Origin of the sequence: Brevibacillus sp. NPDC058079 (assembly GCF_042885155.1) — a bacterium.
GTDB lineage: Bacteria > Bacillota > Bacilli > Brevibacillales > Brevibacillaceae > Brevibacillus.
Genome location: NZ_JBHVSO010000001.1, coordinates 1,146,224 through 1,162,083 on the forward strand (window position 1 = coordinate 1,146,224; position 15,860 = coordinate 1,162,083).

General features: G+C 46.5%; 16 protein-coding genes and 1 riboswitch. Of the genes, 4 read left to right on the top strand and 12 right to left on the bottom strand.

Features of this window, described 5'->3' with window-relative positions; translation table 11 throughout:
• Positions 1-4 precede the first annotated feature (4 nt).
• From thiS to ACFVS2_RS05215, 8 genes are all read right to left on the bottom strand, one after another.
• A complete protein-coding gene (gene thiS, locus ACFVS2_RS05180; protein WP_007729348.1) occupies positions 5-208 on the bottom strand; it encodes a sulfur carrier protein ThiS in 204 nt (67 codons plus the stop codon).
• A gap of 199 nt (positions 209-407) precedes the next feature.
• A riboswitch (TPP riboswitch) is annotated at positions 408-518 on the bottom strand.
• A 41-nt stretch (positions 519-559) separates the two neighbouring features.
• Positions 560-943: a kinase-associated lipoprotein KapB gene (gene kapB, locus ACFVS2_RS05185; protein ID WP_173619407.1), complete on the bottom strand. Its 384-nt coding sequence runs from the start codon at positions 941-943 to the stop codon at positions 560-562.
• A gap of 33 nt (positions 944-976) precedes the next feature.
• Complete coding sequence (locus ACFVS2_RS05190) at positions 977-2,188, bottom strand: alanyl-tRNA editing protein (RefSeq protein ID WP_390231782.1); 1,212 nt, start codon at positions 2,186-2,188, stop codon at positions 977-979.
• A gap of 81 nt (positions 2,189-2,269) precedes the next feature.
• On the bottom strand, positions 2,270-2,497 hold the full coding sequence (locus ACFVS2_RS05195; protein WP_390231785.1) for a hypothetical protein: 228 nt from the start codon (positions 2,495-2,497) through the stop codon (positions 2,270-2,272).
• Positions 2,498-2,599: 102 nt separating this feature from the next.
• Positions 2,600-3,883, bottom strand: coding sequence for a glycoside hydrolase family 18 protein (locus tag ACFVS2_RS05200; RefSeq protein WP_390231788.1), 1,284 nt, complete (start codon positions 3,881-3,883; stop codon positions 2,600-2,602).
• Between the two features lie 64 nt (positions 3,884-3,947).
• Positions 3,948-4,256 carry a thioredoxin family protein gene (locus ACFVS2_RS05205; protein ID WP_390231791.1) on the bottom strand — a complete coding sequence of 103 codons (309 nt, stop codon included), beginning with the start codon at positions 4,254-4,256 and terminating at the stop codon, positions 3,948-3,950.
• 230 nt (positions 4,257-4,486) lie between these two features.
• Positions 4,487-5,377 (bottom strand): NAD(P)-dependent oxidoreductase, encoded by an 891-nt coding sequence (locus tag ACFVS2_RS05210; RefSeq protein WP_390231794.1) that lies wholly within the window; start codon positions 5,375-5,377, stop codon positions 4,487-4,489.
• A 26-nt stretch (positions 5,378-5,403) separates the two neighbouring features.
• Positions 5,404-6,876: an aldehyde dehydrogenase family protein gene (locus tag ACFVS2_RS05215; protein ID WP_390231797.1), complete on the bottom strand. Its 1,473-nt coding sequence runs from the start codon at positions 6,874-6,876 to the stop codon at positions 5,404-5,406.
• Positions 6,877-6,978: 102 nt separating this feature from the next.
• Here ACFVS2_RS05215 and ACFVS2_RS05220 point away from each other — a divergent pair, with 102 nt between their 5' ends.
• Both ACFVS2_RS05220 and ACFVS2_RS05225 read left to right on the top strand, forming a co-directional pair.
• A complete protein-coding gene (locus ACFVS2_RS05220; RefSeq protein ID WP_390231800.1) occupies positions 6,979-9,102 on the top strand; it encodes a helix-turn-helix domain-containing protein in 2,124 nt (707 codons plus the stop codon).
• Positions 9,103-9,456: 354 nt separating this feature from the next.
• Positions 9,457-10,614 carry a GNAT family N-acetyltransferase gene (locus ACFVS2_RS05225; RefSeq protein ID WP_390231803.1) on the top strand — a complete coding sequence of 386 codons (1,158 nt, stop codon included), beginning with the start codon at positions 9,457-9,459 and terminating at the stop codon, positions 10,612-10,614.
• 55 nt (positions 10,615-10,669) lie between these two features.
• Here the strand turns inward: ACFVS2_RS05225 and ACFVS2_RS05230 are convergent, their stop codons facing one another.
• Entirely contained in the window at positions 10,670-11,674 is a 1,005-nt protein-coding gene (locus tag ACFVS2_RS05230; RefSeq protein ID WP_390231806.1) for a phosphotransferase enzyme family protein, read from the bottom strand.
• A gap of 133 nt (positions 11,675-11,807) precedes the next feature.
• On the opposite strand from ACFVS2_RS05230, the gene ACFVS2_RS05235 reads away from it, so the two are divergent.
• A complete protein-coding gene (locus ACFVS2_RS05235; protein ID WP_390231808.1) occupies positions 11,808-12,545 on the top strand; it encodes a MerR family transcriptional regulator in 738 nt (245 codons plus the stop codon).
• An 82-nt stretch (positions 12,546-12,627) separates the two neighbouring features.
• On the opposite strand, the gene ACFVS2_RS05240 is transcribed toward ACFVS2_RS05235, so the two are convergent.
• Both ACFVS2_RS05240 and ACFVS2_RS05245 read right to left on the bottom strand, forming a co-directional pair.
• A complete protein-coding gene (locus tag ACFVS2_RS05240; protein ID WP_390231811.1) occupies positions 12,628-13,647 on the bottom strand; it encodes a serine hydrolase domain-containing protein in 1,020 nt (339 codons plus the stop codon).
• A gap of 27 nt (positions 13,648-13,674) precedes the next feature.
• Positions 13,675-14,499 (bottom strand): MerR family transcriptional regulator, encoded by an 825-nt coding sequence (locus tag ACFVS2_RS05245; RefSeq protein WP_390231814.1) that lies wholly within the window; start codon positions 14,497-14,499, stop codon positions 13,675-13,677.
• A 306-nt stretch (positions 14,500-14,805) separates the two neighbouring features.
• Between ACFVS2_RS05245 and ACFVS2_RS05250 the strand changes: the two genes are divergently transcribed.
• Entirely contained in the window at positions 14,806-15,171 is a 366-nt protein-coding gene (locus tag ACFVS2_RS05250; protein ID WP_390231818.1) for a winged helix-turn-helix transcriptional regulator, read from the top strand.
• Positions 15,172-15,238: 67 nt separating this feature from the next.
• Here the strand turns inward: ACFVS2_RS05250 and ACFVS2_RS05255 are convergent, their stop codons facing one another.
• Positions 15,239-15,802: an NAD(P)H-dependent oxidoreductase gene (locus ACFVS2_RS05255; RefSeq protein WP_390231821.1), complete on the bottom strand. Its 564-nt coding sequence runs from the start codon at positions 15,800-15,802 to the stop codon at positions 15,239-15,241.
• Positions 15,803-15,860: the final 58 nt, after the last annotated feature.

The following is a 15,860-nucleotide window of genomic DNA, read 5'->3' on the forward strand; positions in this document are numbered from 1 at the left end:
ATGATCATCCTCCTCCGACAAAATGAACGATTTCTATGCGATCTCCGTCTGCAATCGGTGTTTGTTCGTACGCTGAGCGGTCAATAATTTCACCATTTCGCTCTACGACGACAATCTTCTCTTGCAGGGAATAAGAAGCGAGCAAGGCCCGCACTGTCGTGATCTCTTCCGCCAACTCTACTTTTTTCCCATTCAGCTGAACAATCATTGATTACCTCCTTCTTCTGGAAAAAAAACGGCTTCTCCCACCTGCCTGAGTCGATTCAGACAAACAGAAGAAGCCGTATACCCATCCCATCTCACGGGACGAATGGCATAAAAAAACCATCCGCCTCGGATGGTTGAGTGTGGTCTTATCATGCATGCACGCAAACAAGCATAGTTCCGCTCGGATGCGACACGTGATACTGATTCCAAATACCTCTTCCTCCGCTGGCATGACCCAGGTCAGGTTCAACGGTCAGTAACACACTCGTTACAATCTCAGCCAACGTTGCTTGGCTCCCGTTTGGTAGTAAAGCTATGCAATTGTCGTACATTCGAGTACTACAGTACCACTCTATTTCGTGTTTGTAAAGGCTTCCTTGTGCATCTTTTCCAGCTCAACGAGACAACGCTCTGCCCAAGCTGCCATTTTCGCAAGCTTTTCCATTTCTCTCTCCATCGCCTGGCGCACAGATTCCTTGTAGTCTGGAATCGCGCCATTATAGCGAATGACACCTTGGACAGGCGTCATGAATTTTTCCATGTAAGAGAGTGCTGGACGCTGGTGAAACAGCGGCACCTCTACTTCGTAGGAAGAATGCAAATCGCCTTGAGTGGGGTATTTGGTAACTGCCAACACTTTTACCAGCAGCTTCGAATCGTGGATTTCCAATACTTCTGTAATATATTCACCCGTTCGCTGCGTAACGCGAACGATATCTCCCGGATTCCAGTTCATCGCGGATTCCTCCTTTTATTAAATCGAGTTCATCTACATTAGTAAGGCTTCCAGCAGTTTGCGAGCATGCAGCAATACTTCTTCCGCATCCACTACTGACTGACCGCCACCCTGTGCCATGGCAGGATTTCCCCCACCTTTTCCGTTTATGACCGGCAAAGTTTCTTTCAACACTTGATTGATGGCTACGTTGACTTCTTGCCCACGAGCAAACACGACTTGCATTTTGTCCTCGGTAGTAGCAGCCAATAGGCAAATCGCATCTGGCGCCAGAGCAGTAGCCAGCTGTGCGAACTGTTGAAGCTGTTGAATGGTTTTGTCTGTGAAGGTACGCATAATGAGGCGAGAATGACCGAGTTGGCTAGCAGCAGATAGTTGTTGATTGACTTCCACTTCTACGAGCTGCTTATCCACTTCTGCCAATTTTGCCTTCAAGGCGTCGCGTTCAACAAGGAGGCGTTCCGTCTGTGCGATCAGTTCCCCTTCATTGGTAGCGAGCAGTTTCGCCGTATCTCGAACGACAGCTTGCTTTTGGTTATAGTCCCGCAAAGCTCGCCAGCCACAGATGAATTCCAGACGAATGTTTCCGCGATGTCGCTCCCAGCCCAAGATCTTGATCATCCCGACTTCGCCCGTACGCGCTGGATGAGTTCCTCCGCATGGGTTGTAATCAAAATCAGGTATCATCACGACGCGAATATTTTCAGTAACGGTCGGCTGTTTTTTCAAGGGCAGCGTTGCCAACTCCTCGTCATCAACGAACCGCGCAATGATGGGGTGGTTTTCCAGAACAATCTGATTCGCTCGCTTTTCTACCTTCTCCCATACATCTGCTGTCAACTCATCCAGTCGTACATCAATGGTGACACGCTCTTTGCCCAAGTGAAAGGCAACGGTTTCCGCTTGCACGACTTCCAGGAAGGACGCAGATAAAATGTGTTGGCCAGCATGCTGCTGCATGTGGTCGAAGCGGCGATCCCAATCGATGTGACCCGTTACTTCCGCTATGCTTTCGGACAAGGGAGCTTCCAGTCGGTGACGAATTTCGCCATCTACCTCTTCCACGTCTACCACACGAATTTCTTCCAATACGCCCAGATCGGAAGGCTGTCCGCCTCCAGTAGGGTAAAAGGCCGTTTGGTTCAGTACCACGTAAGGTGTTCCATCTTGCTCGGCACCAGTCCTCGTCACCTGGGCCGAAAACGTTCTCGTATAAGCATCCTGATAATAGAGTCTGTCTTCCATTGTTACTCCTCGCTGCATGGAACCATGGTTCCAGCCTGATTCTCCCACTTGGGGGCAACACGAAAAATGTATGTATAAAGCTTAGCCAAACAAGTGATCCATTTGTTTTTCGCGCTCTTGGCGCTCCTCAGGGCTTACCAGGTCATACTTTTTCAATAAGTGAAACAGCTCGTTTAGACGCTCTTGGCTGAGTTCGCCATTCAACTGATTTTTGAATTGACTCACACGCAACTCCGACAGATGTGGAGCTTGTTCTGTCAGTTTTTTGAGTACATCCTCATGGCTGTGATCCAATTTGCATTCTCCCATGATTTCTCCCCTTTTCCTTACTGTCTTCTTCATCTTCATCATACCATGATTTTTCATTCGAAAAAAAGGCGTACAACCCGCGATGGAGTGTACGCCAGATGACTATGCACGCTTACGGACGCGAAAGTTCTCCTCGATCAACAGCCAATTTTGCGGAAATGGCAAACCGAGTTTCCAGTAGCTGACGCCTCTCAAACCAAGCTGTTTAACCAGATTGAACTTGGCTTGGATAGACCGCGCATCCTCAAACCACACCTGATGTTGCTTGCCTTGATCATCGGTGTACGTAAAAAACGGAGCCTGCGCGCGATAGTCATACCGGATCACTGCATTATGCTGTGCAGCCAAAGCAATTGCCGCTTGTGGACTCAGAGCTTTCGCTGTCGTTCCTCGCTCGTACGGTAAGGTCCAGTCGTATCCGTACAGATTTTGGCCCATCAAAATTTTCTCGGCTGGTATTTCGGTAATGGCGTACTGCAAGACACGCCGCACCGGTCCGATCGGAGAAACCGCCATGGGAGGTCCACCACTATAGCCCCATTCATACGTCATGATCACGACAAAATCGGCAAGGGCTCCTATCGCCTTGTAATCATGGGCGGAATACCATTTGCCTGCTTGCTCGGCACTCGTCTTCGGTGCGAGCGCAACAGACATCATCAACCCTGCTGCATGTATACGGTCCCTTGCTTTTCGCAAAAAGTTCGCATACGCTTCTGCCCCTGTTGTGGGCAATGCTTCCAGATCAAAATGGATATCCCCCATACCCAGCTCACGGGCGGTCGCGAGAATATTATCCAACAACTTGTTCTGGAACTCTTGGTCATTCAGGATGAGTGCGCCCAATTCCGTACTGAACTGACCTTTTTCCAAATTCGTCACGACCATCAAAAGTAGAACTTGGTTTTCTTTTGCGATCGCCGGAAAATGGTTCAGGGTTGGTCGTTCGAGGGTTCCATCCCGTTTGATGCGAAAGCTGAACGGTGCCAAATACGTAAGATGAGGGGCAGCCGTTCGAACATCCGCTTCCATCGCTGGTGGGACAGTGCGGCGCGGTTCCACATACGCATTGAAATCAGCCGCTCGTCTAGGGCGAGGCGGGATATATAGCTTTTGCCCGACTTGTAGCGGTTTATAGGGAGAAATCCCATTGACGCGAGCAAGCTCTGCTGCGCTGATCTGATTTCGTTGACCGATGGTATACAACGTATCCCCTTGTTTGACCCAATAGTAGCTTCCTACAATCGGGATCACCATCGCCTGACCAGTTGCCAGCTTATTGGGATCTGGCAATTCATTCGCCTTGTTAATCGCTTCCGGCGTCGTGCCGTACGTCTCGGCGATGCTTGCTAAGGTTTGTCCTTCTTCCACCACGTGGATTTGCATACGCCTCCTCCTTCGCATTTCATCTCTCTTTGTCATATTCATGGCGAAGGAAATAGGTGTATGTCTAGGCCAGAGGTTTCAGTACATCGTATAAAAATCCAACGGACTGGATCGCATAATGGCGTTCTAACAATTCATTTCTGTGAAAAATGAGCAGGGCGGGTACGCTGGTCACTTGCCACTGTTCTGCTAATGCAGGCGCCGTATTAATGTTGATCTGATACAGAGGAACAGTTGGCAATGTCTCTTGCATGATGCCGAGCATACGTGCTGCGAGCTTGCAGGTCCCACACATCGGTGTATAGACAAAAAGAGCGACCGACTCCTTTTCTTGCAGGTATTGGATCAGTTGTGTTGCGGATAGTTCTTGCACGTCGTTCACTCCTTTCTCTCACATCGGATATGATGATTAATGCTAGACTCCCTGTCTGAGGCTGTCAACAGCACTACTGTATGCCAAGAACAATTAGAGTTGACTCTCGAAAAAGGAACCTTATAATAAGCTCGAGCTAATTGATAATGATAATCAGCACCCCTTTTCCACAGAAAAAAGTCGACAGAATTCCTTTATGAAAAGGAACTGTCGACTTTTTCATCAAACCTTTATCGCGCAATCGTTGTATGAGCTAGCTCCTCCGTCACGGTACAGACCGCACTCGTATCCCAGCTACCCTTGCCTTGTGCTTTCGCTGCCTCATACATTTGTGCAACCGTTCCTCCAACGAGAACAGGCACTTGCTGTTCACGTGCCGTTTGCGCATAGAGCTGCAAATCTTTGTGCATATGATCCAAAGAAAAGACCGTATTTTCATACGTACCGTATAAGATGTTAGGTCCAAAAACGGAGAGAACACGATTGTGGGCCGAGCCTTTGTCCATGACGGCTGCCAGCTTGTGTGGATCGACACCTGCTTTTGCCCCGACACTGAATGCCTCGCCCAACGCTGCTGTGATGACTGCAACGACAGAGTTGTGACAAAGCTTCGCCACCTGTGCGGAGCCGGATTCACCCAGATAGAAAATTTCCTTTCCAATTACCCTTAGATAGTCCATGATATCTGGAAGCTTGGCCTCATCACCGCCGACCATAATGGTCAACGTTCCTGCCGCAGAACCCGCAGGTCCTCCACTCACCGGACAATCGTAGTAGTAGATCCCTTTTTCTACGCCGTGCTGATTCAGACGTTTTGCTGTAGCAGGATCGATCGTACTTGTATCAAATACGAAACTGCCCGCCCCTAATGATAAGAAAAGTCCGTCCGCACCCAGCATGACTTCCTCAACAATCGCAGGACCTGGAAGCGAAGTGACAACGACACGTGCTACACTACCCACTGCCTGTGGAGACTCGACGACTATCGCTCCTTTTTCCTTCGCCCAGGCTTTTGCTGCCGGACTTGGATCATAGGCATACACGTGGTAGCCTTTTTGCAATAGATTGCAGACCATCCCTTTACCCATTGCACCAATGCCGATAACACCAATCGCTTCCATCTTCGCTCCTCCTGCTTTCCCTATACTTATGGCCGAATATAAACCGTTTTTGTCTCCACGTAGAAATCGAGCGCTGACTCCCCTTGCTCTCTCGGACCCAATCCAGATATCTTTTTGCCACCAAACGGAAACTGTGATTCAAAATGAGTCGACGGCATATTGACATGTGTGACGCCAGACTGAATACCTTTGACAAATTGGAAGGCTTTTTGCAAATCGTTTGTAAAAATCGTGGAGGACAAGCCGAATTCCACCTGGTTAGCCACTTGCATAGCATGTTCGAAAGAATCCACATCGACCACGGCGATCACAGGGCCAAAAATTTCTTCGTTGGCAATCGTCATCTCCTGCGTAATCCCGGTAAACACCGTCGGTGCGACGAAGTAGCCCTGGGCGAGATCACCTTCTACCAGGCGCTTACCCCCGCATTCCAATACGCCACCTTCTTCGATCCCCTTTTGTACATAGTGAAGATACAAATTGAGCTGATGCTCGTCCACTACCGGACCGTTATGATTGTCTGGATCGAATCCATTCCCAATTTTCAAGCTCTTCGCTCGCTCGATCAGTTTTGCTTTTACTTGTTCGGCTACTTCGGGAACAACCAATACGCGACTGGTTCCCGTACAACGTTGGCCATTATCGAAGAATCCACTCAGTACGATGGAATCGATAGCGAGGTCAATATCGGCATCCGCGAGAATGATCGCTGGATTTTTCCCACCCATCTCCGCCTGAATCTTGCCTCCTCTGGCTCCAACTGCTCTCCCCAAGGCGAGTCCCACTTCAGAAGAACCTGTAAATGAAATGCCCTTGACCAGTGGATGATTCGCCAATTCGTCACCGATTACCGCACCTGGTCCTGTTACCAAGTTCACTACGCCATTCGGAACGCCACTCTCAATCAAGAGCTCTACCAGCTTTACGCTAATCAAGGAGGTGTTGCTCGCTGGCTTGAACACAACCGTATTGCCTGCGAGGATAGCCGGAACGATCTTCCACAAGCCAATCCCCAGCGGGAAATTCCATGGCGCAATAATCGCGAAAACCCCGATTGGCTCTCGCACCGTGTAACCAATTACCCGTTCATCAAAGGAAGGCACCGTTTGACCTGTCAAGCGAGTGGCTTCCCCAGTCAACTGCTTCATCGAGGTGATTGTCTTGGCAACCTCGCCTCTCGCTTCCCGCAATGTTTTTCCGACTTCACGGGTGATCGTTTCTGCGAGGTCTTCTTTGTTTTTTTCCAATAAGTGAATGAGGGAGAACAAGAATTCTCCACGTGTGGGAGCCGATTTTTGCGACCATGCACCAAAAGCATTGACAGCAGCTTCAATGGCAGAACGCGCATCCAGCCCGTCCGATTTTTGAAAATAACCGAGAACCTCATTCGTATTGGCAGGGTTCGTACTTGGGAAAACTTCTCCAGTATGGCTCGTCACCCAAGCTCCAGCGATGTAGTTATTGTAGGTTGCTGTCAAATCGTCTCCCACCTTCCGCATCTTATAGGAGTATTGTATATAGTAAAAATTATGAATACAATGTATATACAGACACTTATTTCCAACTAGTAATGTGTATTTCTCTACATGGAGGACACGTGGATGAATTCATTTTCGCTCCTGCTTGAAAAGCTGCACGAATGGTTTGACGAACAGCCTTTTTCGATCTGGTACCAATTTTCGCGTGATCGACATTTTCGGCTTATTTTCTCTTCTTTTCATGAAAACGCTACCACGGATATTCCCCCTATGACAGTACCTCGCTGTGACAACGATGCTAACCACATGCGCTATACATATGCCCAACAGATGTACCGTTTTTTCTACGAAAAGGAAGGACAAGCTGTTATTTGCCTTGCACATAAAGCAAACCAACCGATCATCCTTACCACTGACCAATGGGAACTGCTGTGGTTCGGGATTCGCCTGTTGTTGGCTGAAGAAAAAATGACTGCCAAAGCGGAGGAAAGCAAGAAGCTCTTTGAAGGGATTCGCTCGATATCTGCTACCCTCGACGTTCACCAAATCATCCGTGGCATCATTGGTAACGCTCTGGCTGTTATCCCGGCTGCAGACGCAGGTCTCTTGCACTTGTATGATCCCACTATCGACCGATTGATTCCGAAAGCGACCGTCGGTTTTCATGATACGGTGTTCAAGGATCTCAAAATGCGAGTTGGCGAATCCATCGCGGGCAAAGTGTTTGAAGACGGAATCCCACGCATGTACAAAACCACCCAAGAAACTTCCCACGCGATGAAGGACATCTCCGCTGACAACTTTCATTCCCTGAACCACGCAAAAACATTGCGAGACTTGAATGGGTTGCTGTGCGTACCAATATCACGTGAAGAAAAGCGTATCGGCGTGCTAATCCTGCATCAGTTTCATCAAGAAAATGTGTTTACCGAGTATGACCTCGACCTCCTCCAAGGCTTCGCAGACCAAACTTCTATCGCCCTGCAAAATGCCGAGCTTTATGCTGAAGTCAAACAAGCATATGAACATATGGCTGCCATTAGCGCCCAACTGCAAGCCAAGCACGATGATTTGATACAACGCAACCATCTCCATGAATCCATCAAGCAGTTGTCCCTGCAAAATAAAGGGGCGGAAACTATCGTAAAAACCCTCAGCAAAATGACAGGTCATTCCATCTTTTTTGCCGATTGGCTTGAGCAGAAAATGTATCCTGAAAAGAGTGTTTTATTTTTTAGCTGGGATGAACTGTATACATTGCTGAACAAAAGAAGACAGCCTGTTTCCGTCAACCTGTTCTCTCCCGCTGCTGGTGACGATCAATTGTTCTGTTTGTATCCACTAATCAATGGAAGCATCTTTCTCGGATGTCTCATGCTTCCCTTAGACGAACGCGGGCTATCTGATCTCGCACGTATGACGGTCGAGCAAGGGAGTGCTGTGCTCATACTCGATTTGGTGAAAAAACAATCGATCAGCTCCGTGCTGTACAAGCGAGCACACGATCTTTTTCAAGAGCTAATCGCAAGCAAAGGCAATGAATTGTTTGACCGCGCCCGTTCGATGGGGTTACAGCCGCAAGCAAAATACTACGTAGTATATGCCCATCTGACGCAATGCCACGATCTGGCTTTGCTAGAAGCAAACATTCACCGGCTCATTACCCGTTGGAAATGGGAGTTCAGTAAAACACAGATGTTTGTCTACGGATTCCATAACCATGTCACGCTTCTCATCCGGTCTCTCGGCTCCCGAGATGGCAAGGACATCCGAGAGAGGCTGCAGCAGGCGTCTTATGAGTGGGAACTTGGCAAGGAAGCATTTTTATCCATTGGCGTGGGAAGTATGGCAAGCGGGATTGAGCAAATCAACAAAAGCTATGAAGAAGCTAAGAAGGCCGCACACTATTTGACCAACCGCAGCCGTTATGGTGTGGTGCACTATAAAGACCTGGGTGTCAATCGCCTCATGCTGAACCAGAGTCAGGCCGATATTGATGCATTCATTCAAGATGTCTTTGCCCCTTTCTGGCAAGACCCGGAAAAATATCAAGAATGGGAACAGACGATCATGACCTATATGAAATGCAGTCAATCCCCTCAACTCACCGCCAAAGAGCTGCACATTCACGTCAATACGTTGTATCAGCGATTGCGCAAAGTCGAGGAGCTTCTTCATATCGATTTGCGAAATCCGGAAGACTTGTTGAAATTACAGCTGGCTTGTCATTTGCGCCAGGAAGAATAATTCGAAAAAGGCAGGAGTAGCTTTGGACGTGAAAAAGTCCTAGACTACTGCTGCCTTTTTTGTATGCAAAGTCTTTTGTTTGATATTTTGTTTACCATAATTAAGTTATGTAAATTTCTTCTTCATGTAAATCATGAAAAAAACAGATGTGTATTTTCAACTTGTAATATTTGGATAAACATCCATAATGAACATGGGGGCATCAGGCACCAAACACCCCAGAGATTCGCGCCCTACTACAGGTAAAGGAGTGATGATGTTTTGGATTCGCAAAAACAAATCAAAAAGCATATGAGAGGTTCCAGACGATAATTTCATCTCTTCTCTCATATGCTATGGGAGGAAATGAACGAAATGTTTGCTCAAAAGATGGTTCAAGGAACGGAACTCACAGCGGATTGCTTCCATAGCGCGACCAATCTGTTTGAAGCGTTGAAGCATCATGTATCTATCAAAGGGGTTATTGCAGGTGTTATTCCCGGTAGAGTATTCCTGTCAAATGATGCAAGATCAGTCTTATTGACAAGCCCCCAAGGTTTTTTTCTAGGTGGCAGTGTTGATAATCCTCTCTTCTTTGAAGAAGTGAACGCATTGCTCAAAGAGGAGCTATTACCGCAGCTTGCTGCTGATGAACAGCTTGACTACGTCCTGTTTTATCCTACGAATGAGAAGTGGAATGATATTCTCGATATCGTGATGAAAAATATATTACCTATGAGAAGCGGGCGAATGATCTTTACTCACCATTTACAAGATCTGTCCCCTCCTGCTGACGATCATATTGTCCCGATAGACAGCACCTTTTTGAAGCGTAAAGAATTAGTAGGTCTTGAGGATGTTATCGATGAAATAGCAGAGAACTGGCCATCCATAGAAGCCTATGAAAACAAAGGCTTCGGTTGTGCGGCGATTCAAGATACCGATGAGGGGCCTACCATTATTAGTTGGTGCATGACGGATTGGGTAGTAGAGGACGAATGTGAATTGGGAATAGAAACCGATGAAGACTATCGGGGTAACGGATGGGCTCAGAAGACAGCATTGGGTACTCTCTCACTCGCCAAGCAGCGCGGAATCAAAAGAGTGGGATGGCAGTGCTGGTCAAATAATATAGGTTCGCAGCGAACAGCCTTATCTGTCGGTTTCGAGCTGCTCGCGGATTTCCCGGTTCTGTTCGGATGGAACCTTCCTTTAAACAATTTCCTTGTCAACGGCAACCACTATATGCGTGGCGATCTGGAATATGGCGTGCAAAAAGACTACGCCCGCGCAGCATGGAGTTATGCCCAAGCACTTGATAAAGGCTGGGATTGGAATGGCGATCCGGCCTTGTATTGGAATGCTGCTTGCTTGTTCTATCTGAGTGGTGAAGAGGACCGTGCAAAGCATTACTACAAAAAGGCTATCGAACATGGCTGGGTATGCATTCACCACCCGCATTATCATGATTATGTGTACAGAGAACAGGACAGCGAGCAGATCGCTCGTATTCTTGCTGAATCAGTAATATAATGGAAACGGCCGCCGTTTTATCGGCGGCTTTTTGCTGAGCTCAACCATTTTTCCTCTACTTCTCTGCCTTTGAATAAAAAAGAAATGGCTTGTCGTTCAAGTAGTTTTTGATCATAGGTATTGCATAGGGCTGTTCTTCTTTTAGCCCCTCGGTTTCCCTGGGGTCAGGAGCATGATGACTATAATTTTCAATCATGACCATGACCGCGAAGCTCTCTAGTGTGGGGAGCCAGTCCCCTTCTAGTTTCCGCGAACTCTCGTAGCCTTTTATGACTAGCTCTCTTTGTGCAGGATATAAACCCAAAATGGTATGGGCGATATCATACAGATAGTAACCAAACCCACATCTTCCAAAATCAATCGGACGAGGATCTCCGTTATGAAAAACGATGTTTCCTTGGTGCAGATCGCCGTGAATGATTCCATAGTTGCTGCTATTCTTGTCCAATTTGGCAAGACAGATGAGTATTTTATCCGCCGCCAATTCATATAGCCCGAACTCTTCGTCTGTCAGAAACCGTTGGTAATGCTCCGTCAAACGAGCCATGGATTCCTTGAAGCTATCTTCTCCCCAGATCGGACGCACAAATTCAGGGGTCAATTGGAAATCCTGGGATACTGTATGAAGCTTTGCTAACAGGACGCCCTCTTTGTAAACTTGGTCTTCCGTAAGTTCTTCATCTGCATGCTCCCCTTCGACCCAACGCATGACGGATACGAAGACACAGTCACCATTCGCAAGATCGATGCTCACTGTCTTGGCACCATTGCGGCACTCTATTCCCGTTGGAATCGCTACCTCTATTTTTTCATGCAAAGAGCTGAGCCAGGCAAGCTCGGAATCAATTTCATTTCTGTTCTTGTTTCCGTGAATGCGGAGTAAATAGGTACCATCCTTCTTTGTTTCAATCACAAACGTGCCAGTGTCGGACAGTTGGTTGAAACGAATCTGCTCCCCATCCAAGTCGTATTCGTGCATCGCCTTTCGTGCGATTTGCTGCAACTGGTCCACTACCTTATCGATGTCATCTTCAGAATCCAACTGAAATAACTTCGTCATGCGAATCCCCCATCCAATATATGGTTCATATGCTTACATTCGTTTGATTTCCGCCTTACTCCTCTTTTCTTTTTTTTCGCTTGACTCCAACCTAAGGTCAGACTGCACACTCAATTTCAGGAGGTGAATCGCCATGTTGTATACCGTGAACGAGGTAGCCAAACTGTCTGGTACCACAATCAAGACACTGTACCATTATCAAAAGATTGGTTTGCTGATGCCCGAAGTCATTACAGAAAATGGTTACAGATATTATGGTGAGAATGAACTCAAGCGGTTACAACAAATCTTGTTTTATCGTGAGCTTGATTTTTCGTTGGACAGCATTAAGGCTGCCCTTGATCACGAACCAGACAGACTTCGTTGTTTAAGTGAGCAGCAAGCAATGTTACAGGCACGCCAGCTTCGATTGGAGCACATCTTACTTACTTTGGAACAAACGATTCGACACGAAAGGAAGAGAGGAAATATGTCCACGGAGAAAATGTTTGATGGATTAAACGAAGAAGAATGGAAGCAGGCATTCACTCAACAAAATGAGCATTTGCAGGAAGCGTACGATTTTCAATTGGATACAGAGAATCTGGACGTGGCTTCCATGAATGAAAAAGCTGCCGAAGCGTCTGCTTTCATGACAACAATGGCAGAGGCGTTGAAAAACAACAAAAGTATCGACGATGAGACAGTTGTTTCTGCGATCAAAAACCACCTTGCTTTTTTACAAAAAGACCATCCGATTGATGCGAGCGCTTTTGCCGAGCAGTCAAGGTTTTTCCTATCAGATGAGTTCCACCGCGCTATGTTGGAAGAACAGCAAACGGGATTAAGCTACTACATTTGCATTGCTGCCGAAAATTACGCTTCCAAGTAAAGTGTAGTTAAACGAGCGTTTAACAATTAAACCGGGTGAGCCGCAACTCCCCGGTTCCTTGTTTCCATTCCTGCTCGATACCTTAGATTACCGCCCCGATTATATGCTCCTTGATTAGTGTCCATCGATCACGAGGATTCGGCATGAATTCCGATGCAATGGCTACGACGAGGTTTTTTTCTGGGATGCAACAGATAACATGACCGCCATCGCCCAGAGCAGCGTATGTAAAAACACCGTCCTCTTCACGCAACCACCATAGGTACCCGTATTGATTGGGATTCATCGCGGTTGATTCATCTATCCAAACCTCTGGAATGATCTGATGATTGTCCCAACAGCCACGATTCAGATAGAGCAAACCAATTCGTGCCATGTCACGGGGAGTTAACGTGAGACCCCACCCTCCTGTGGAGTTATTGTTTGGATCCTTCACCCATCCTCTCACCTCTTTCCCGAATAAATCTTCAAACGCAAACGCCTTCATTTCATAATCAGGGATTTCTTCCATGCCGATGGGAGTAAACAAGCGTTCGTTGGCGAATTCTCGGGCACTTTTGCCTGTGCTGCGTGTGAGGATGGATGAAAGCAGATGCGCCCCAGCGGTTGAATACTTAAACGCTCCAATCTCTCCCTTTTGCCCGAGCATATCAAGAGTATATGTTACCCAATCGGACTGCTTACACATTTGGTCCAGTGGTTCGTGCCAGTCCTCAAAAGGATAGGGTGCTGTCATCGTGAGGAGATGGCGTATGGTGATTTCTTGTTTTTGTGTATCAGTATGGTCGGGTGCATAGTCTGGGAAAAATTCCAGCACCTTTTGGTCGACATTTTTGATAAACCGTTCCTCTATGGCAATACCAATGAGAGCAGATAAAATACTTTTCGTTACAGACGCTACATGGTGCCTATCATTCAGTCCATAGCCATGATAGTAGCTTTCGTGGGCGATATAACCATTTCTCACAATAATGATCCCGCTTATGTTGCTGTACGCGGATTTTATGGTAGGGTCTAGCTCTGCTAGTTTTTCAGCGTCTATGTTCAAGAGTGCCGGGTCTACTGCTTGCCATTCCGTCGTGGGCCAATTGCTTCTTTGCATGATAATTCCCTCCTCTACACGAGAATGTCATTTTTTTCTGACTGGAAAGTACACCTCCGTAACAAGCTCCTCAGGAACGCTGGCATGATTAGGTGCAGTTACATAGACTTCGTAAGGTGATCTCACCAATTCATAACCTTCATTTTCTACCCACTCCCTCTGCCTCGCATATACCGCTGTCAATTCTGAGTAAGGACCCTTACATATAGACTTTGCACAAAGTCCCCCAGGTAGATCTCTTGTTCCCTGTACAGCCTCTGCGATGGGGAGGGCAAACTCGGTATCGTTTCCGGCAGGATTGAATTCAGGGCTATGATAAATCGTCATCGGCGTACCGAGCAAGGTGAGCTTTTCAGTCGCAATCCTTTCATACAGCATACTAAAATACTTACCATATCCTGTTGCATAATCATCACTCGTCATCATCTGACGTATAGAAAGAATATGGATTGGCTGTGTTTCCACAAGCTGTACTTCTATGTTGTCAAGGTATGACATCATGGGGATACCCTGCTCCATTTTGGATAGATCATGGTTCAGTTGTTTTATGGTATATTCCAAAGCGGTTCGTTTTTCATACATCTCCCTTTGCTTGCGAAGAAGCGCAGAAACAAGCTTCTCCTCCGCCTGATCTTCTTCCCATTCCAAAATGGCTTTTATTTCGTCCAGCGAAAAATGATACGATTTCAAACGGTTGATGAAGAGCATCTTTTTCAGTTGCTTGATAGAATAATACCGATAGCCATTTTCAGGATTAATCTCGTCTGGGTTCATCAGTCCTATTTCGGCATAATAACGAAGCGTTTTGGTAGACACTCCGCATATCTTTGAGAATTCTCCGATTGATAGCACAGGCTCACCTCCACTATTCCGTATCGATATTCTACTTATACCCCTTCCCCTAAGGGCAAAGTCAACTGCAAGTATAAAAGCTAATAAAGAAGTACCAAAGCCTATACATCGTGCGCATCGTTTTCAGGCCTTTTCGTTTTTTTACGTTTCGAATTAAGGGAAGCAGCACACGTTACGCGTTCATAGGTGTCAACTAAGAAAGGCTCACTGTTTTCTTCCTTTACATCACATTCAAAAAAGTTGCATAATGTTGTATGGTGAAGTATGTGCATTCATTACCTATACTTCCCAAAGGAGAGTGTACTTGTGCGTGAAACCTGTGTTCCGACTGGCGTGGAGCTGAAAGATACTGGCTTTGGTTATACGTTGTCTTTAATAGGCGGGAAATATAAAATGATCATTTTGTATTGGCTAGCTGAAAAAAAGGTGATGCGGCATAATGAGCTGAAGCGAAGTATCGGTACCATTTCCTTTAAAACGCTGAGCTTGATGTTAAAAGAGCTGGAGGCAGATGACTTGATCATCCGCAAGGAATTCCCCCAAGTCCCTCCCAAAGTGGAATATTCCCTTTCAGAGCGTGGTCTATCTCTCATACCGTTGTTAAATATGATGTGCGACTGGGGAGAGACAAACAGCTTACCCTCTCAGAAGGCTGTAAAGCAGCAGGCATAATGATTGTTATTAACAGGAAAAGAAGTATCTCCCAAATGAGGAAATACTTCTTTTTTCATGGGGCTTCTTACAGGCTATCAACGAATTTCACATAATCTTGCGCGTTCTTTTCCAACACGCTATCAATCGGCTCATATTCTTGACCAGGTACATTTTCCCCTGACTCAGTCTCTGCACCATAATACGCAAAGAATGAACGATAATCCGCGCGGCAGTAGCGGAAGGTTGTTTCAAAAGGGGTCAATATTTGCTCAAGTGTATACCGATATCTTCCCTCTTCCTGATAATCTTCTTTCCTAATTCCGGCAGACACGGCTAATGCAGCTTTTCGATTCTTTAGTTTATCGCCTCCTTTTGAACCGTACGCCCACCCATATGCGAAAACATCGTCAAGCCATTTTTTCAGGAGAGGTGGACAATTAAACCAGTAAACCGGGAACTGTAAAACAAGATTCCCATGCGATTCAATCAATTGCTGTTCTTTTTCCACATCAATGTTTCCATCTGGATAAACCTTATGCAATTCGTGTACGGTATACTTTTCTGGATATTTTTTGAGTTCTTCTACCCATCGCTTATTGATGATGGATGTTTCGATGCTTGGATGTGTAACGATTACAAGAGTTTTCAATGTAGGGTCCTCCTTGAAGTTTGTTGTTTTATGAGTATAAAATGCTTGCTACAATTTT

Coding starts and splice junctions, on each gene's coding strand:
- thiS (WP_007729348.1), bottom strand. CDS start 208: ATGATTGTTCAGCTGAATGGGAAAAAAGTAGAGTTGGCGGAAGAGATC.
- kapB (WP_173619407.1), bottom strand. CDS start 943: ATGAACTGGAATCCGGGAGATATCGTTCGCGTTACGCAGCGAACGGGT.
- ACFVS2_RS05190 (WP_390231782.1), bottom strand. CDS start 2,188: ATGGAAGACAGACTCTATTATCAGGATGCTTATACGAGAACGTTTTCG.
- ACFVS2_RS05195 (WP_390231785.1), bottom strand. CDS start 2,497: ATGGGAGAATGCAAATTGGATCACAGCCATGAGGATGTACTCAAAAAA.
- ACFVS2_RS05200 (WP_390231788.1), bottom strand. CDS start 3,883: ATGCAAATCCACGTGGTGGAAGAAGGACAAACCTTAGCAAGCATCGCC.
- ACFVS2_RS05210 (WP_390231794.1), bottom strand. CDS start 5,377: ATGGAAGCGATTGGTGTTATCGGCATTGGTGCAATGGGTAAAGGGATG.
- ACFVS2_RS05215 (WP_390231797.1), bottom strand. CDS start 6,876: ATGCGGAAGGTGGGAGACGATTTGACAGCAACCTACAATAACTACATC.
- ACFVS2_RS05220 (WP_390231800.1), top strand. CDS start 6,979: ATGAATTCATTTTCGCTCCTGCTTGAAAAGCTGCACGAATGGTTTGAC.
- ACFVS2_RS05225 (WP_390231803.1), top strand. CDS start 9,457: ATGTTTGCTCAAAAGATGGTTCAAGGAACGGAACTCACAGCGGATTGC.
- ACFVS2_RS05230 (WP_390231806.1), bottom strand. CDS start 11,674: ATGACGAAGTTATTTCAGTTGGATTCTGAAGATGACATCGATAAGGTA.
- ACFVS2_RS05235 (WP_390231808.1), top strand. CDS start 11,808: ATGTTGTATACCGTGAACGAGGTAGCCAAACTGTCTGGTACCACAATC.
- ACFVS2_RS05240 (WP_390231811.1), bottom strand. CDS start 13,647: ATGCAAAGAAGCAATTGGCCCACGACGGAATGGCAAGCAGTAGACCCG.